Annotated in this window: 16 protein-coding genes and 1 pseudogene; 11 read left to right on the top strand and 6 right to left on the bottom strand. The window is 51.5% G+C overall.

What is annotated here, in order from left to right; translation table 11 throughout:
• Positions 1 to 570, top strand: coding sequence for a SpoIIIAH-like family protein (locus tag BMW55_RS09700; protein ID WP_089968014.1), 570 nt, complete (start codon positions 1 to 3; stop codon positions 568 to 570).
• A 93-nt stretch (positions 571 to 663) separates the two neighbouring features.
• Here the strand turns inward: BMW55_RS09700 and BMW55_RS09695 are convergent, their stop codons facing one another.
• The 6 genes from BMW55_RS09695 to BMW55_RS09670 all read right to left on the bottom strand — a co-directional run bounded on the left by BMW55_RS09695 (position 664) and on the right by BMW55_RS09670 (position 5,998).
• Positions 664 to 1,452, bottom strand: a complete 789-nt coding sequence (locus tag BMW55_RS09695) for a putative hydro-lyase (protein ID WP_089968012.1) — start codon at positions 1,450 to 1,452, stop codon at positions 664 to 666.
• A gap of 36 nt (positions 1,453 to 1,488) precedes the next feature.
• A complete protein-coding gene (locus BMW55_RS09690; RefSeq protein ID WP_089968262.1) occupies positions 1,489 to 2,649 on the bottom strand; it encodes an NRAMP family divalent metal transporter in 1,161 nt (386 codons plus the stop codon).
• A 76-nt stretch (positions 2,650 to 2,725) separates the two neighbouring features.
• Positions 2,726 to 3,490, bottom strand: coding sequence for a LamB/YcsF family protein (locus BMW55_RS09685; protein ID WP_089968009.1), 765 nt, complete (start codon positions 3,488 to 3,490; stop codon positions 2,726 to 2,728).
• A gap of 21 nt (positions 3,491 to 3,511) precedes the next feature.
• Positions 3,512 to 4,516 carry a 5-oxoprolinase subunit C family protein gene (locus tag BMW55_RS09680; protein ID WP_089968006.1) on the bottom strand — a complete coding sequence of 335 codons (1,005 nt, stop codon included), beginning with the start codon at positions 4,514 to 4,516 and terminating at the stop codon, positions 3,512 to 3,514.
• The gene (pxpB, locus tag BMW55_RS09675; protein ID WP_089968003.1) at positions 4,513 to 5,211 is read right to left on the bottom strand and encodes a 5-oxoprolinase subunit PxpB; all 699 of its coding nucleotides are present in this window, start codon (positions 5,209 to 5,211) and stop codon (positions 4,513 to 4,515) included. The genes BMW55_RS09680 and pxpB overlap by 4 nt, the downstream gene beginning before the upstream one ends.
• A 4-nt stretch (positions 5,212 to 5,215) precedes the next feature.
• Positions 5,216 to 5,998: an IclR family transcriptional regulator gene (locus tag BMW55_RS09670; protein ID WP_089968000.1), complete on the bottom strand. Its 783-nt coding sequence runs from the start codon at positions 5,996 to 5,998 to the stop codon at positions 5,216 to 5,218.
• A gap of 699 nt (positions 5,999 to 6,697) precedes the next feature.
• On the opposite strand from BMW55_RS09670, the gene accB reads away from it, so the two are divergent.
• The 10 genes and pseudogenes from accB (at position 6,698) to xseB (ending at position 14,298) form a co-directional block, all read left to right on the top strand.
• Positions 6,698 to 7,216: an acetyl-CoA carboxylase biotin carboxyl carrier protein gene (accB, locus tag BMW55_RS09665; protein WP_089967997.1), complete on the top strand. Its 519-nt coding sequence runs from the start codon at positions 6,698 to 6,700 to the stop codon at positions 7,214 to 7,216.
• 19 nt (positions 7,217 to 7,235) lie between these two features.
• Complete coding sequence (gene accC, locus BMW55_RS09660; RefSeq protein ID WP_089967994.1) at positions 7,236 to 8,603, top strand: acetyl-CoA carboxylase biotin carboxylase subunit; 1,368 nt, start codon at positions 7,236 to 7,238, stop codon at positions 8,601 to 8,603.
• Complete coding sequence (locus BMW55_RS09655) at positions 8,596 to 8,997, top strand: Asp23/Gls24 family envelope stress response protein (RefSeq protein ID WP_089968258.1); 402 nt, start codon at positions 8,596 to 8,598, stop codon at positions 8,995 to 8,997. Before accC ends, BMW55_RS09655 begins: the two co-directional genes overlap by 8 nt.
• A 21-nt stretch (positions 8,998 to 9,018) precedes the next feature.
• Entirely contained in the window at positions 9,019 to 9,582 is a 564-nt protein-coding gene (gene amaP / locus BMW55_RS09650; protein WP_089967991.1) for an alkaline shock response membrane anchor protein AmaP, read from the top strand.
• Positions 9,583 to 9,596: 14 nt separating this feature from the next.
• A complete protein-coding gene (locus tag BMW55_RS09645; RefSeq protein WP_089967988.1) occupies positions 9,597 to 9,827 on the top strand; it encodes a DUF2273 domain-containing protein in 231 nt (76 codons plus the stop codon).
• A gap of 49 nt (positions 9,828 to 9,876) precedes the next feature.
• A pseudogene (gene nusB, locus BMW55_RS19950) lies at positions 9,877 to 10,307 on the top strand (transcription antitermination factor NusB).
• 87 nt (positions 10,308 to 10,394) lie between these two features.
• On the top strand, positions 10,395 to 11,606 hold the full coding sequence (locus BMW55_RS09635) for a glycosyl hydrolase family 18 protein (RefSeq protein ID WP_244527519.1): 1,212 nt from the start codon (positions 10,395 to 10,397) through the stop codon (positions 11,604 to 11,606).
• 151 nt (positions 11,607 to 11,757) lie between these two features.
• The gene (gene folD / locus BMW55_RS09630) at positions 11,758 to 12,627 is read left to right on the top strand and encodes a bifunctional methylenetetrahydrofolate dehydrogenase/methenyltetrahydrofolate cyclohydrolase FolD (RefSeq protein ID WP_089967985.1); all 870 of its coding nucleotides are present in this window, start codon (positions 11,758 to 11,760) and stop codon (positions 12,625 to 12,627) included.
• Between the two features lie 59 nt (positions 12,628 to 12,686).
• Complete coding sequence (gene xseA, locus BMW55_RS09625; RefSeq protein ID WP_483099583.1) at positions 12,687 to 14,039, top strand: exodeoxyribonuclease VII large subunit; 1,353 nt, start codon at positions 12,687 to 12,689, stop codon at positions 14,037 to 14,039.
• Positions 14,032 to 14,298: an exodeoxyribonuclease VII small subunit gene (gene xseB, locus BMW55_RS09620; protein WP_089967978.1), complete on the top strand. Its 267-nt coding sequence runs from the start codon at positions 14,032 to 14,034 to the stop codon at positions 14,296 to 14,298. The genes xseA and xseB overlap by 8 nt, the downstream gene beginning before the upstream one ends.

Genomic DNA, 14,298 nt, shown 5'->3' with positions numbered 1-14,298 from the left:
ATGACCATGAACAAACAAACCGTATGGTTGGTAACCATGTTAACGCTGATGGTGGTGCTTTCCGCTTACTACATTGTAACCGGACCGGTGGAACCAGTCGGGCAGCCGGCAGCCAAATTAAATGAAGGGGCGAAAGACGAAGCCGGTGTCAAGGTTGACATCAAGAACATCGACACGGCTTCACAGGGTGCAAAAACCCAAGAAATGCTGGATAAAGCAAACGATGATTACTTTGTCGCTTATCAATTGCAACGCAACACTCTCCGTCAAAAGATGACAGAGGACTATATGAAAGTTCTCACCAATCCCGATGCCTCCAAAGAACAGCTGGAAGAAGCCAGGAACAAAATCGATGAATTGATGAAAGTAGACAAACAAGAAACGGTTCTCGAAGAACTGATCCGTCAGGAAGGTTTCAAAGATGCCGTGGTCATCACAGGCGATTCGCATGTCGATGTGATCGTGCAAAGCGACAAACTGACCAGTTCACAAGCGGTAAAACTCATCAGTTTGGTTAAACAGCATCTCAGCGTTGCACCCCTGGATGTATCAGTGGCCTACAAGCCGTAATGCGGAATGTTGAACAGGCAGGAGATGAAGGATCGCAATCTCCTGTTTTTTTTACCCTTCCAAACCGATTTGGAGGGGTTTTTGTGTTTGAAGCTACAACACACCAAACTGTTCATCGCGTAAGTCGGTGATCAACATATGACCGGGGGCATGGGTGATCATCAGTTCCGGCTTCACCTGCATCGCCACCGCCTGTGGGGTTACCCCGCATGCCCAGAAGACCGGGACTTCTCCTTCTTTGATGGTGACGGGATCCCCAAAATCCGGCCGATCCATATTTGAAATTCCGATGGCTTCGGGGTTCCCGATTTGAACAGGTGCCCCATGCACCGCCGGAAAGCGTGAGGTTACCTGTACTGCGCGAACGACATGGGTTTCAGGAATGGGACGCATGCTGACCACCATTGGACCTTCGAACCTGCCCGCTTTGACACATGGGATATGGGTCTTGTACATCGGTACATTACAACCTTCTTCAAGGTGACGGACGGGAATTCCGTTTTTCAACATGGCTGACTCAAATGTGAAACTGCATCCGAGCAGAAAAGCGACCAGATCGTCTTCCCAGAACTTCACAATATCGGTCACTTCCTCAACCAGTTCACCGTGGCGGTAGATGCGATACTTTGGAAGATCGGTTCGCACGTCGGCCTCCGGAGCAACCAGATTCGGGACCGGCGAACCGGGCTCCGTCACATCAAGCACCGGACAAGGCTTCGGATTCCGCTGACAGAACAAGAGAAATTCAAATGCGAGATCTTTTTTTAAAATGACCAGATTCGCCTGTGTATAGCCACCTGCCACTCCGGAAGTGGGCCTGGTCCACTCATTCCGTCGGATCATGGCACGGGCTTCTTCCGGCTTCATACGGGCAACATCCATTTTTTCTCCCTCCGATTCTCAAGTCTGCCCCGACGCTCACATGAACAGCTTCGGTATTTCTTTAAACAGGGTGATACCACCCAGGTAAGACATCACAACAACAACCAGAGCGCCAAAGATTGTCAGCCAGATCGGATGTTTATAATTGCCGACAATCTTGTTCTGATAGGCTGCAATCAGCATAATACCTAAGGCTACCGGAAGAACCAGCCCGTTTAATGCCCCTACTAATATCAAGGTTTTGACAGGACGCCCGATGAGGACGAACACGAGCGAGGACAATAGAATAAATCCGATCGTGATCCATTTGTGGCGCTTTTCCAACTTTTCGTTAAAGGTCCGGATAAACGAGACAGACGTATAAGCAGCCCCGACGACAGAGGTGATGGCTGCCGCCCACATCACAACCCCGAACAACTTATACCCGATCTCTCCTGCTGCCAGTTTGAATACAGACGCAGGCGGATTCTCCGGATCCAAAGTCAGGCCGGCGGCGACCACCCCCAAAGCGGCCAGGAACAATACGGTCCGCATGACCGCGGTGATCAAAATACCCGATACGGAGCTTTTCGTCACTTCGGGAAGGGCATCCTGTCCTTTAATTCCGGCATCCAGTAAACGGTGACCGCCGGCAAATGTAATATATCCGCCTACGGTCCCGCCCACTAGTGTCACAATCGCCATGAAGAACGCGGCCCTGTCTTTTTCTTCCACAACAGGAGCAAAAGTTCGGATGACGGCCTCTCCAACAGGAGGAGCCGATCGAATCGCTACATACAAGGTAAGCCCGATCATGAGAAAGCCGAGCATCTGGGTAAATCGGTCCATCGCCTTGCCTGCTTCCTTTGACAGGAAAATCCCGACGGCAATCAGCGCACTGACAATTGCACCCGTCTTTACATCAAGGCCGAACAGCACGTTAAATCCAAGCGCGGCGCCCGCTATGTTCCCGATGTTAAAGGCAAGACCGCCGATCACGATCAAGAAGGCCAGGAAATACCCAAGTCCCGGCAGTACCATATTGGCAATGTCTTGAGCCCGTTTTTCCGAAACCGCAATGATCCGCCAAATGTTCATCTGTGCACCGATATCCAGAATAATGGAAGCCAGGATCACAAATCCAAAATTTGCGGCAAACTGTGAAGTAAATACGGAAGTCTGGGTGAGGAACCCAGGGCCGATGGCCGAGGTCGCCATGAGAAATGCGGCTCCAAGCAGCAAACTCCAATTAAATTTCTTGCCCAATGGATAGACTCCTTTCCCATTCCGGGTTTTATTTATGTCCAACTGCCCGAATACTCACTCCGGAGGCTGTCAGATGTTCGCGGATCCGACGGGCAAACACCAAAGCGTGCGGTCCGTCACCGTGGATACAAACGGTATCAGCCTTGATGGAAACGTCTGTGTGTTGCTGAGATAACACTTTTCCCTCTTTGACCATTCGGATCACCTGTTGGGCGGCTTTCTCATGGTCGGTGATGAGAGCATCGGGCTGACGGCGTGAAGTCAAGGAACCGTCCTGCTGATAAGTCCGATCAGCGAAAACTTCATGTGCAGTGCGCAGTCCGATTGTTTCCCCGGCTTTCACCAACTCGCTTCCGGAGAGACCGAACAGAATCAATTCAGGATCGACTTTGTATACCGCCCTGGCAATGGCCTGAGCCAGTTCAGGGTGTTTTGTAGCCATATTGTATAAAGCCCCGTGCGGTTTCACATGCTGCATGACACCGCCTTCCGCTTTTACAAATCCGTATAAGGACCCGATCTGGTAAACAATCATGTCGTAGGCTTCTTGCGGTGTGATGTCCATATTCCGCCTTCCGAAGCCGACCAGATCAGGCAGTCCGGGATGAGCACCGATGGCAACTCCATTTTCAAGGGCGAGTTGAACGGTCTTGCGCATCGTTGCCGGGTCCCCTGCATGAAAACCACAGGCGATGTTTGCTGACGTGACATAATGGAGAATCTCTTCATCCGTACCCAGCTTGTAGGCTCCAAAACTTTCCCCCATGTCGCAGTTTAAATCCACTCGGAACATAACGATTCCCCCACGAATTTTTTACGTTTTTAATGCGATAGACTGCTTCAGCATCTCTATTTCCATTTCCCGCTTACGGTACAGCTCTTGAGCTTCTTCCAGGGTGACCGGTTGAAAACGGATCTTCTCACCTGGTTTGACCTGGGCAATCAACGGGAGATCGACACTGGCGATCTGGGCGATTTTCGGATATCCCCCTGTTGTTTGACGGTCTGCCAGCAGGATGATCGGATTTCCCGAGGGTGGTACTTGGATCGTCCCGTTGGACACAGCTTCCGAGATGAGTTCCAGCGGTCCGGATAAGCTTAGTTTTGGTCCCTCGAGTCTGTATCCCATTCGGTCCGATTGCCCAGTGACCTGAAATTCCTGCGAGAAAAATTTTTCTCTGCTGTCCGATGTGAAGCGGTTCCATTGGCCGCCCGGCAACGCACGAATCACTGGATTCTTCTTCCTGTAATCGGCAAGGAAGCCGCTGCTGACGGACCATTCACTCACGAGAAACGATCGGCTTCCGGCTGCTTCGGATCGGTGGCGCATTCGTTTGATGACTTGTTCGGAAGGTGTCCGGAGATTCAGCACATCTCCTTCTTTCAGCGCCCGTCCCTGAAAACCGCCGATTCCGGCACGCAGATACGTGCTGCGGCTCTCCATCACCAGGGGGATATCAAATCCTCCGGCCACTGTCAGATAGGCGCGACAGCCGGATACAGGCGCCCCGAATTCCAGGATGCTTCCTCTTCTTACAAACACGGGACGCCATCCGGGAATCTTCTCACCGTTTAGCCTCGGGGACAGATCTCCGCCGCAAATGGCAATGAATGAATCTCTTTGAAACAGCAGCGACGGCCCCAGCATCGTCATTTCGAGAGCCGCTTCTCCTTCTTCGTTCCCAACCAGCAGATTCCCGATGCGAAGAGCGAACGGGTCCATGGCACCGCTGACAATGACCCCGTGTTTTTGCATGCCGAATCTGCCCAGATCCTGAATGGTCGTGAGCAGGCCTGCCCGGATGACTTTCAGACTCATCGGAAATCTTCCTTCCAAGCATGGTATGCTTCCGGGGAAATCGGCCGGAACCGCACGAGATCTCCCGCCTGAAGCAGACTGGGGGGATTTTGATCGGGGCGGAAAAGGGGGAGCGGTGTCCGGCCAATCAGCTGCCATCCGCCCGGGGTGGCAATCGGGTACACTCCGGTTTGCGTGCCTGCAATGCCGACCGTGCCCGCCGGGATGGACAGACGGGGAGATTCCCGCCTCGGAGCCGCGATGCGTTCCGGCATTCCTCCCAGATAGGGGAACCCCGGGGCAAAACCGATCATATACACCAGGTATTCACCGTTTGAATGAATGTCTATGACTTCCTCCGGTGTCAGTCCGTTATGTTTAGCCACAAACTCCAGATCCGGACCAAACTCACCCCCGTAGCAGACCGGAATTTCAACCGTTCTTGGTTGAACATTCACTGGCTCCCTCAGTTCTGAAACGATCTGTTCCAGCATGGAACACACCGATGAATAGGAGATTTTCAAAGGATCATAAAATACGGCGACCGTTGTAAACGCGGGGACATACTCTACCATCCCGGGGATCGGATGTTGGTCCAAATAGGACGCTAACATTTTGACCTTACGGTGTGTTTCAAGGCTTATCGTTTGGCCGAATTGAATGATAACAGCCGTATCTCCCAGTGGAGCGCATTCAACAGATGCTGCTTTCGACACGTGCTCACCCCCTATTTACGTTTTGCGGCGGTAAGCCTGGCCATCCTAACTGGCGGGAAATTTCCCTGGCTGCATCCTGCACCTTTTCGATCAACAGAGGTAAACGGTCTGCTTGAAAACGAGTCCCGGGTCCCACTACACTAAGCCCCGCTTCCAACTGCCCCCGATGATTGAAGATCGGGGCCGCAACCGCAGATGTATCGTCATGCAGTTCAGAATGGCTGATGGAATATCCTGTTTTTCTCGACTCCGACAATACCGCCCGCAACCGGTCAGGATCGGTGATCGTGCCGGAACCAATCGGTTTAAGCTCAATGTTCTTCAAGTACTGTTCTCGTTCAACCTCGGGCAAAAAGGCCAACAGGATTCGTGGACAAGCTCCTGCATACATGGGGGCTCTTCGTCCGATGGCGGTATATACCCGGACAGGCTGATGGGTGTCCACTTTCTCTATATAAATGGCTTCATTGCCGTCCCGGACAATTAAATTCACCGCTTCCCCCATCTCATCCCGAAGACGTGTCATAACCGGAAGCGCGAGTTGGCGAATCTGCAAACGCTCCGCCACAAGTTGTCCAAACTGGAGAAATAGCAATCCAAGCGAATACTTACCCTCATCGTCTTTTGTAAGAAAGCCTATTTCTTCAAGGGAGCCGATCATCCGGTGTACAGAAGTTTTCGGCATATTTGAGAGCTGTGCCATTTCCTGCAGGGTTAAACGGTCATGGGTAAGAAACAGCTTCAGAAGTTCGATCGACTTGACAATGGTCTTGTTTTTATGCTGCACATGCCGCCTCCTTTAGTGGATCTAGGGAAAGGCTGATGACGGAACGGAAGGGCTTTGAATGAACATTCAAAAGGAACCGCCTTCGAATCCATGACTTGCAGCTGGGATATATGTAGTTGTCGTCTTTTTTAAGTAATTGACAGGGTAGCTGCCAGCGACAAGCTTGGATTGCCCAATGAAAACGAATGGGTCTTCATCACCTGACCGCCTGTTGGCATCCGGGCTGGTGATTGCGATGTTGACAATGAACGACAGGAAGTCATTGATGTAGAGACATGAATTGTTCCGAATTACGGAATATCAATTCCGAAAATGATGGCTTACATAAATCTTATAATTGAATGAATAAAAAAACAAGCGCAAAAAATGAACCATCCATTCACGGCAGGATGACATGAGCGGTTAGGAATTCTTGTCCGGGAAGTTTAGATTTGCGAAGTCAGGGAGGTGTGCCGCTCGCTGAAAAATTCTTTTCCCGGCAAATCACTGCTCCGTACGCGACGGCCTCTCATTCGCAGAGCCTGTAAAAGCGATTTTGCCGAATCACCCGATTGAGGGTTTTTTCCTTCTTTCCAATGGAAAAAATGAAAGAAGTTAACCCTTTCATCATCAGGGGGTGGTCAAACCACCAAAAAAGGGTTATGCTATTAGCGTTAATGTCCAATTCTGAGAGCGGACCTAACAAGGAGTGAATGACGAATGGCTTTTAAAATGCATGAAATTCGTGAACTTATCCGTTTAATTGATGAATCGCAAATCGAAGAGTTTAAGATCGATAATGAAGGAGCGAAGTTGGTCATTAAGAAGGCAACAGGCCGTGCCACTCTTGTGACCCCGGCACCGGAAACGGCTCCGGCAGCGGCGCTGACACCTGCTCCGGCGGCAGAACCGGTCAAGCCGGCAGCACCCGCTCCGCAAGCGGCGCCTCAGGAAGCCAAAGCCGAAGCTCCTGCCCAAGATGCTGCCTTGGATGAGACTCTACATAAAATTGTGTCCCCGATGGTTGGAACGTTTTATCGCGCACCCGCTCCGGATGCGGACCCCTATGTAAAAGAAGGTGACAGGGTCGACGAGAAAACAGTCGTCTGTATTGTGGAAGCGATGAAGCTGATGAATGAGATCGAGGCTGAAGTCCGCGGTACAATCGTCAAAGTCTTGGTTGAAAACGGTCAGCTGGTTGAATATGGTCAACCGCTGTTCTTGGTGAAAACGGACTGAACCGCGGGAGGGAATTCAGATGTTTAAAAAAGTATTGATTGCGAACCGCGGTGAGATTGCCGTACGCATCATACGTGCCTGCCGCGATCTGGGAATCAGTACAGTGGCAGTCTACTCGGAAGCGGACAGGGAAGCTTTGCATGTGACCTTGGCGGATGAAGCCTACTGTATCGGACCGGCCACTTCCAAAGACAGCTATCTCAACATGACCAATCTGATGAGTACGGCGACATTGGTCGGAGCGGATGCCATTCATCCGGGATACGGTTTTTTGGCGGAAAACGCTGATTTTGCCGAATTATGCGCAGCGTGCGGAATTACGTTCATCGGACCGTCTCCGGAAGCCATCGTGAAGATGGGAGATAAAACCACGGCCAAGGAAACGATGAAAAAGGCGGGGGTTCCCGTCATTCCGGGTACGGACGGCCTGATGGAAGATGTGGAAGAAGCGGCCAAAACGGCCAAGGAGATCGGCTACCCGGTGATCGTGAAAGCAACGGCGGGCGGCGGCGGAAAAGGAATGAGGATCGTTCATACCGAAGAAGAATTAAGACGGGCGATCAACCTGGCGCAAAAAGAGGCGGAAGCCAACTTCGGCAACCCGGGTGTTTATCTGGAAAAATTCCTGGTTGAGCCGCGCCATATCGAGATCCAGGTGCTTGCCGACAACTATGGGAATGTGATTCACCTGGGAGAGCGAGACTGTTCGATCCAGCGCCGTTACCAAAAACTGATTGAAGAAGCACCTTCGCCGGCCTTGAGTCCGGAGCTGCGTGAACGGATGGGGAAAGCCGCCGTCGCCGCAGCAAAATCCGTCAATTATTCGGGTGCGGGAACCGTGGAGTTTTTGTTGGACAAAGAGGGCAATTTTTACTTCATGGAAATGAACACCCGGATCCAGGTGGAGCATCCGGTTACCGAGTTGATCACCGGCATCGACCTGGTGAAAGAGCAAATCCGTGTGGCGGCCGGAGAGAAGTTGTCTGTCACCCAGAAGAAAGTCCGTTATGACGGTTGGGCGATCGAGTGCCGCATCAACGCCGAACGGCCGGACAAAAACTTTATGCCTTCCCCTGGAACGATTCGGTTTTATTTGCCTCCCGGCGGCCCGGGTGTTCGTGTCGACAGCGCTTGCTACCAGGGATACCGCATCACTCCGTTTTACGATTCGATGGTGGCCAAACTCATCGTGTGGGGAAAAGACCGGCAAGAAGCGCTACAACGCATGAATCGGGCGCTGAAAGAGTTTGCGATCGACGGGGTGCATACAACGATCCCCTTCCATTTGAAAATCTTGAACCATCCGAAGTTTATTTCGGGTGACTTTCACATTCAATTCTTGGAAACCACCAATTTAGATGAGGAGAGTTCAAGTGGAAATGAATGAAATGATTGATTATGATGCAACTGAGCTGGGCAAAGTGGAGATAGCTCCTGAAGTGATTCAAATTATCTCCGGCTTGGCCGCTTCCGAAGTGGAAGGTGTGGCCGGTTTGAGCGGCGGGGTCGTCAGCGACTTGAATGAACTTCTGGGGAGAAAAAATCTCCGCAAAGGAATCCGCGTGGATCTGAACGAGCAAATGACGATTGAATTGGCCTTAAATGTCCACTATGGATATCATATTCCGGATGTGGGCCGTGAAGTGCAGGAAAAGGTCAAATCAGCGGTCGAAACGATGACCGGTCTGATCGTCGACCAGGTGATCGTTCGTGTGGAAGGGATTCGATTCCCCCAACAGGAAAAAGGCACCGAACCGGACGCAACGCAACGGATCAGATGAAGACTTGGGGGGTAAGCCTGAATGGGGCTGTTGGACCGACTCCTGTTGTTCTTGTTTAGTATCGGTTTCGCCGCACTCGCTGTTGTTGGATTTTTGGCCGGCCTGGAGATTTTGATCGGTCCGAGGGAAGTCATCAGCGGAATCAGGGAATTTTATCAGGATCCCGGACTGAGATGGGCTGTGGCCGGAGTCAGTTTGTTTGCTTTGGTCATCAGTGTTCGGCTCCTGGCGGTCGGGCTGATGAAGAAAAGGGCCTTGGATCCGGGGGTTGATCGGGAAACGGAGATCGGTCACATACGAATTTCACTCAAAACGATCGAGAGTCTGGCTGTAAGAGCGGCGCGAAAGGTCAGGGGAATTCGCGATCTGACTGCCCGGGTCCGCCACAACGGTGACCATTCCTCCGTCGGAATCGGGATGAAAATTATCGTGGACGGAGAGAGACCGATCCAGGAATTGTCGGAACAATTGCAGCTTACGGTCAAAGAACAGGTGGAAAAGATTGCCGGTGTCGGTGTCGATCAGGTCTCTGTTTATGTCGCTCAAACGATTCAACCAGACAAATCCCGGGTTCGTGTTGAATAAGGCGGTGTCCCGGCATGGACAGGAAATTATTTGAGTCGATTTGGTTACAATATGGAGGAAGAATACTGGGGACGCTGATCGGCTTCGTCCTGGGGCTTATCTATCTGTTTGCCGGCTTTTGGAAAACTCTCTTTTTTGCCATCCTGGTCGGTCTGGGTTTTTTCATCGGAAAACAATTGGACCACAAAGAGGATTTTAAACAGATCATCGATCTCATTTTATTGGACAAATGGATGAATAAATAGAGAAGAGACCGGGCCGTTCTGGCTCGGATTTCTTTTTTGGAGGATTGGAATGATGAGTAGGAGAACGGCAAGAGAAACAGCGATTCAAACCTTGTACCAAATGGAATTTCATCCTGAAGACAACGATGCGGTGATTCGGGAACGCGGAGCAGGGCTGAAAGGTCCCGATCATACCTTTTTTCTGCAGTTGGTGGAGGGTGTAAAGAATCATACAGCTCTGATTGACTCCGTGATCGGTCGTTTTCTCAAAGCGGGTTGGTCGGTCGAGCGACTCTCTTCGGTAGACCGCGCCATTTTGCGTCTGTCTGTGAGTTGCTCTTTATAGAGGAAACCCCCCGCAAGGTTGTCCTCAATGAGGCGGTAGAATTGGCCAAGTTATTCAGCGGGGAGGAATCCGGCCGTTTTATCAATGGAGTCTTGGGCGGGATGGTCCGCCAGCTGGATGAAATCCGCGCGGAATTGAATTCAAATCAGCAATGAGATAGAGCTTTCGGGAATCTCAACTGTCATTATCTCCCTGCCATAGGGATGCATGGATATCGCCCGGGTGTAGAAGGTTATATTTAAATGAATCTGAAATGGCAGGGTGATATCATGAGACGAATCGGTCTGATTTTTATGGCGACGATCCTGCTGCTGGCAGGGTGCAACGGAGCCCGATTTGGAGGGGAAGACAAACAAGCCACACCCCAAAAAATGACCAACCGAACTGCTCATCCTGAAGCAGTCCCGATGAAAAGCAGAGGGAGGGTTCTGCCTGACGAAAGAGGAGAGAACAATCTCAGGGGCGGGGGAGGAAAGCAAAGGATAGAGTCGATCGGGTTTCTCGAACCGGTGGATCCCCAAACGGCCGTTTCCGACGTGAGCGAGGTTGCCCGGAACCTGACCTATGTTGCTTTTTTCAGCTACCGGGTTCAACCCGACGGGAATCTGGTTCCCTTAAACGATGCAGCTCCCCTGGCGGCCGCACGGCGGAACAATGCAGTCCCGATGCTGGTCATCACCAACTTTGCGGAGGGCAACTTCTCTCCGGACATCGCCCACCGGCTCTTTACGGACCGAGCTGCGAGCCAACGGCTGATCCGTAATGTGATCCGTGTGATGAAAGAAAAAGGTTACCGCGCGCTTAACGTGGATTTTGAACATATCCGCGAGCAAGACCGCCGACTGTTCAACGGTTTTTTGGAAACATTGTTGCCACGGGTGAAGAAAGAAGGATATGTGGTGTCCACTGCCCTGGCTCCGAAAAGCAGTGACAGGCAGGGGGGACCGTGGCATGGTGCCCATGATTACGCGTTTCACGGCAGAGTCGCCGATTTCGTGATGCTGATGACGTATGAATGGGGCTGGACCGGAGGACCTCCCATGGCAGTTTCCCCCATTCCCCAGGTTCGCAAAGTGGTGGATTATGCCGTGACCAAAATTCCCCGGGAAAAGATTATTATGGGGGCCCCCCTCTATGGTTATGATTGGACTTTACCCTATCGAAAAGGAGGCCCCCCGGCCAAACGGGTATCTCCCCAGGAGGCAAAGGTTTTTGCTTTGCGGAAGGCTATTAAAATTCAATACAACAACCGGGATCAAGCCCCGTACTACTACTACACGGATGACCGGGGCAAAAAACATGTCGTCTGGTTTGAAAACGAGCAGAGCGCCCAGGCTAAATTCAACCTGGTCAAGGAGTACCGGCTTCGGGGAATCGGTTATTGGGTACTTGGAGAAGATTTTCCCGACAACTGGTCCCTGCTCAATGACAACTTCATCATCCGAAAGTATTGAACCGTTAAGCCCCGATTCAGACAGATCGGGGCTTTATTTGAATGGTTTGGATTCGTACGGGTCTTTGGTTCATTGTTAGAGCAGTTTCTGCTCCTTTACACTCGTTCAGGAAAAAGATAAACTTGTACAGTGAATAACGGGGTGTGTGATGATGTCCTATCGAATCATTGATGGAAAAGCGATCGCTCAGCAAGTGAGAGACGAACTGAAAGATGAAGTCGCCCGTCTCAAAAAACAAGGGATTGTCCCCGGCTTAACAGTCATTCTGGTAGGGAACCATCCCGCCTCCGAGTCCTATGTAAGAGGAAAAATGCGCGCTTCGGAAGAAGTGGGAATCCGTTCGGATCTGATCCGCATGAACGAAGATATTTCTCCGCAGGAATTGCTAGCCGAGGTGCGCAAACTGAATGATGATCCGTCCGTACACGGGATTTTGGTGCAGTTGCCGCTGCCGCGTCACATCGATGCCAACCAGGTAATCGCCACCATTTCCCCTGAAAAAGATGTGGATGGCTTTACTCCGGTGAACGTCGGCAACCTTGTGATCGGTCAGGATGCTTTTTATCCTTGTACACCTTATGGGATTATGGAGCTGTTGAAGCGGATCGGCATCTCAGTAGAAGGAAAGCATGCGGTGGTCATCGGCCGCAGCAACATCGTCGGGAAGCCCATGTCCATACTTTTGCAACGGGCCAATGCCACTGTCACCATGTGCCATTCCCGCACGATCGATTTGCCTTCCTACACGAAACAGGCGGACATTTTGATCGCTGCGGTCGGCCGGGCTGAACTGATCACATCCGAATACGTAAAGCCGGGAGCGGTCGTGATTGATGTCGGCATCAACCGTAGGGAAGACGGGAAGTTGGTGGGCGACGTTCTTTTTGCTGAAGTGGCTCCGCACTGCTCGGCCATCACCCCCGTTCCGGGTGGGGTGGGGCCGATGACAATTGCGATGTTACTGAAAAACACCGTCAAATCGGCTAAGATGCATCACCGATCAGCTTCGTCCAATGGTTAGACGGTGAATCGCAAGTCTGAACAATCATCAAACTTGAGGGGACGAATGGTTCCGTGACCGTGGGAAGAGATATTTGGTCGGTATCAGATTTGGTGTCCTATCTGTACCATACACTGAATGAAGATGAGAATCTCAAAAACGTATGGGTCGAAGGGGAAATCTCCAATTTTTCCCAGCACAGCAAAAGCAGGCATATGTATTTTACGCTGAAAGATGAACATGCCAAGATCAAAGCGGCGATGTTTGCCGGTAACAACCGCCGGTTAAGGTTTACCCCCAAAGACGGCGACCGCGTTTTGGCCCGGGGCTACCTGTCGGTGTATGACAAAGAAGGACAGGTTCAATTTTATGTTCAAGACATGCGCCTGAGCGGTGTGGGGGATCTCTATGTCGCCTTCGGGCGGCTGAAAGATCAACTGGCAGCGGAAGGCCTTTTTTCCCAGCCGAAAAAACTGCTTCCTCCTTTCCCGAAAACAGTGGGAGTGATCACTTCACCCACCGGGGCGGCCGTTCGCGATATCATCACCACGATGAGACGCCGCTTTCCGCTGACCAGAATTCTTCTGTATCCCGTTTCGGTCCAGGGTGAAAAGGCCCCTCAAGAGATTGCCGACGCGATTGACCAGATGAACCTGTTAAAAGAAGCGGACGTGTTGATCGTCGGTCGCGGGGGAGGATCGCTTGAAGAATTGTGGGCGTTTAATGAAGAAATTGTCGCCCGCAGTATCTATCGTTCGGTCATCCCGGTCATTTCGGCGGTGGGACATGAAACGGATACGACGATCAGCGACTTTGTGGCCGACCAGCGGGCGGCTACACCTACGGCGGCTGCCGAAATGGCTGTCCCTGACATCAATGATTTGAGAGATCGGATTTGTACCCTGGAAAAGCGTCTGCTTCGCGCCCAGTCTTCTTTGCTTCAAACATGGCGGGAACGGTTGGCGCGAAGCACGGAGCGACCGGTCTTTCAAAATCCCGGTGCCCGTCTTCATCAATACGCTCAGCGCCTTGACCATTTGGAGTCGGACTTGGAGCGCTCCATGGAAAATTGGCTGGTCAAACAGACCAGAAAGCTGGAAAAATTGGAATTTCAACTTCGGCTTCACCATCCTGCCGAACGTCTCAATCAATATCAAGAGCACCTGAAGAGATTAAAACGCGACAGTGTGAACCAAATCAAAACCCTGCTGAAAGAGCGGCGGACCCAGCATGCGCAACTGTTGATCCAGCTGGATGCATTAAGTCCTTTAAAAGTGATGCAGAGAGGTTATTCTCTCGTTTACCGCTATGGACGTAACCAGCTGGTGAAATCGAGCAAACAAGTGCAACCCGGGGATCTGATTCAGGTCCGCATGTCCGATGGGACGCTCAAATGCCAGGTTTGGGGAACGGAGGAAAATAGACATGGGTGAAGAGAAAAATCTTTCCTCTTGCAATTTCGAATCGCTGCCGTTTGAAGAAGCGCTGGAACGACTGGAAGAAGTGGTCCGCTTGCTGGAGGAGGGGGATGCTCCTCTTGAAGAAGCGATTCGCCTTTTTGATGAAGGGATGAAACTGGCCCACATTTGCGGCAAAAAATTGGAATGGGCCGAGCAGCAGGTGGAAATGTTGGTGAAAGAGAACGGTGAGTGGACCAAGAAGCCATTTTTGACAGAGGAGGAACCGGAGTAA

Origin of the sequence: Lihuaxuella thermophila (assembly GCF_900110165.1) — a bacterium.
In the GTDB taxonomy this organism is placed as follows: Bacteria; Bacillota; Bacilli; order Thermoactinomycetales; family Thermoactinomycetaceae; genus Lihuaxuella; species Lihuaxuella thermophila.
Note: the sequence above shows the minus strand (reverse complement) of the source record. Positions and strands in the feature narration are given on the sequence as shown.

Bases quoted from the DNA above. Each gene is read 5' to 3' on its own strand.
- amaP (WP_089967991.1), top strand. From the start codon at position 9,019: ATGGGGCTGTTGGACCGACTCCTGTTGTTCTTGTTTAGTATCGGTTTC.
- accB (WP_089967997.1), top strand. From the start codon at position 6,698: ATGGCTTTTAAAATGCATGAAATTCGTGAACTTATCCGTTTAATTGAT.
- xseB (WP_089967978.1), top strand. From the start codon at position 14,032: ATGGGTGAAGAGAAAAATCTTTCCTCTTGCAATTTCGAATCGCTGCCG.
- BMW55_RS09655 (WP_089968258.1), top strand. From the start codon at position 8,596: ATGAATGAAATGATTGATTATGATGCAACTGAGCTGGGCAAAGTGGAG.
- BMW55_RS09635 (WP_244527519.1), top strand. From the start codon at position 10,395: ATGAATCTGAAATGGCAGGGTGATATCATGAGACGAATCGGTCTGATT.
- BMW55_RS09685 (WP_089968009.1), bottom strand. From the start codon at position 3,490: ATGTTCCGAGTGGATTTAAACTGCGACATGGGGGAAAGTTTTGGAGCC.
- BMW55_RS09695 (WP_089968012.1), bottom strand. From the start codon at position 1,452: ATGGATGTTGCCCGTATGAAGCCGGAAGAAGCCCGTGCCATGATCCGA.
- BMW55_RS09690 (WP_089968262.1), bottom strand. From the start codon at position 2,649: ATGGCGACCTCGGCCATCGGCCCTGGGTTCCTCACCCAGACTTCCGTA.
- BMW55_RS09700 (WP_089968014.1), top strand. From the start codon at position 1: ATGACCATGAACAAACAAACCGTATGGTTGGTAACCATGTTAACGCTG.
- BMW55_RS09680 (WP_089968006.1), bottom strand. From the start codon at position 4,516: ATGAGTCTGAAAGTCATCCGGGCAGGCCTGCTCACGACCATTCAGGAT.
- BMW55_RS09645 (WP_089967988.1), top strand. From the start codon at position 9,597: ATGGACAGGAAATTATTTGAGTCGATTTGGTTACAATATGGAGGAAGA.
- folD (WP_089967985.1), top strand. From the start codon at position 11,758: ATGTCCTATCGAATCATTGATGGAAAAGCGATCGCTCAGCAAGTGAGA.
- accC (WP_089967994.1), top strand. From the start codon at position 7,236: ATGTTTAAAAAAGTATTGATTGCGAACCGCGGTGAGATTGCCGTACGC.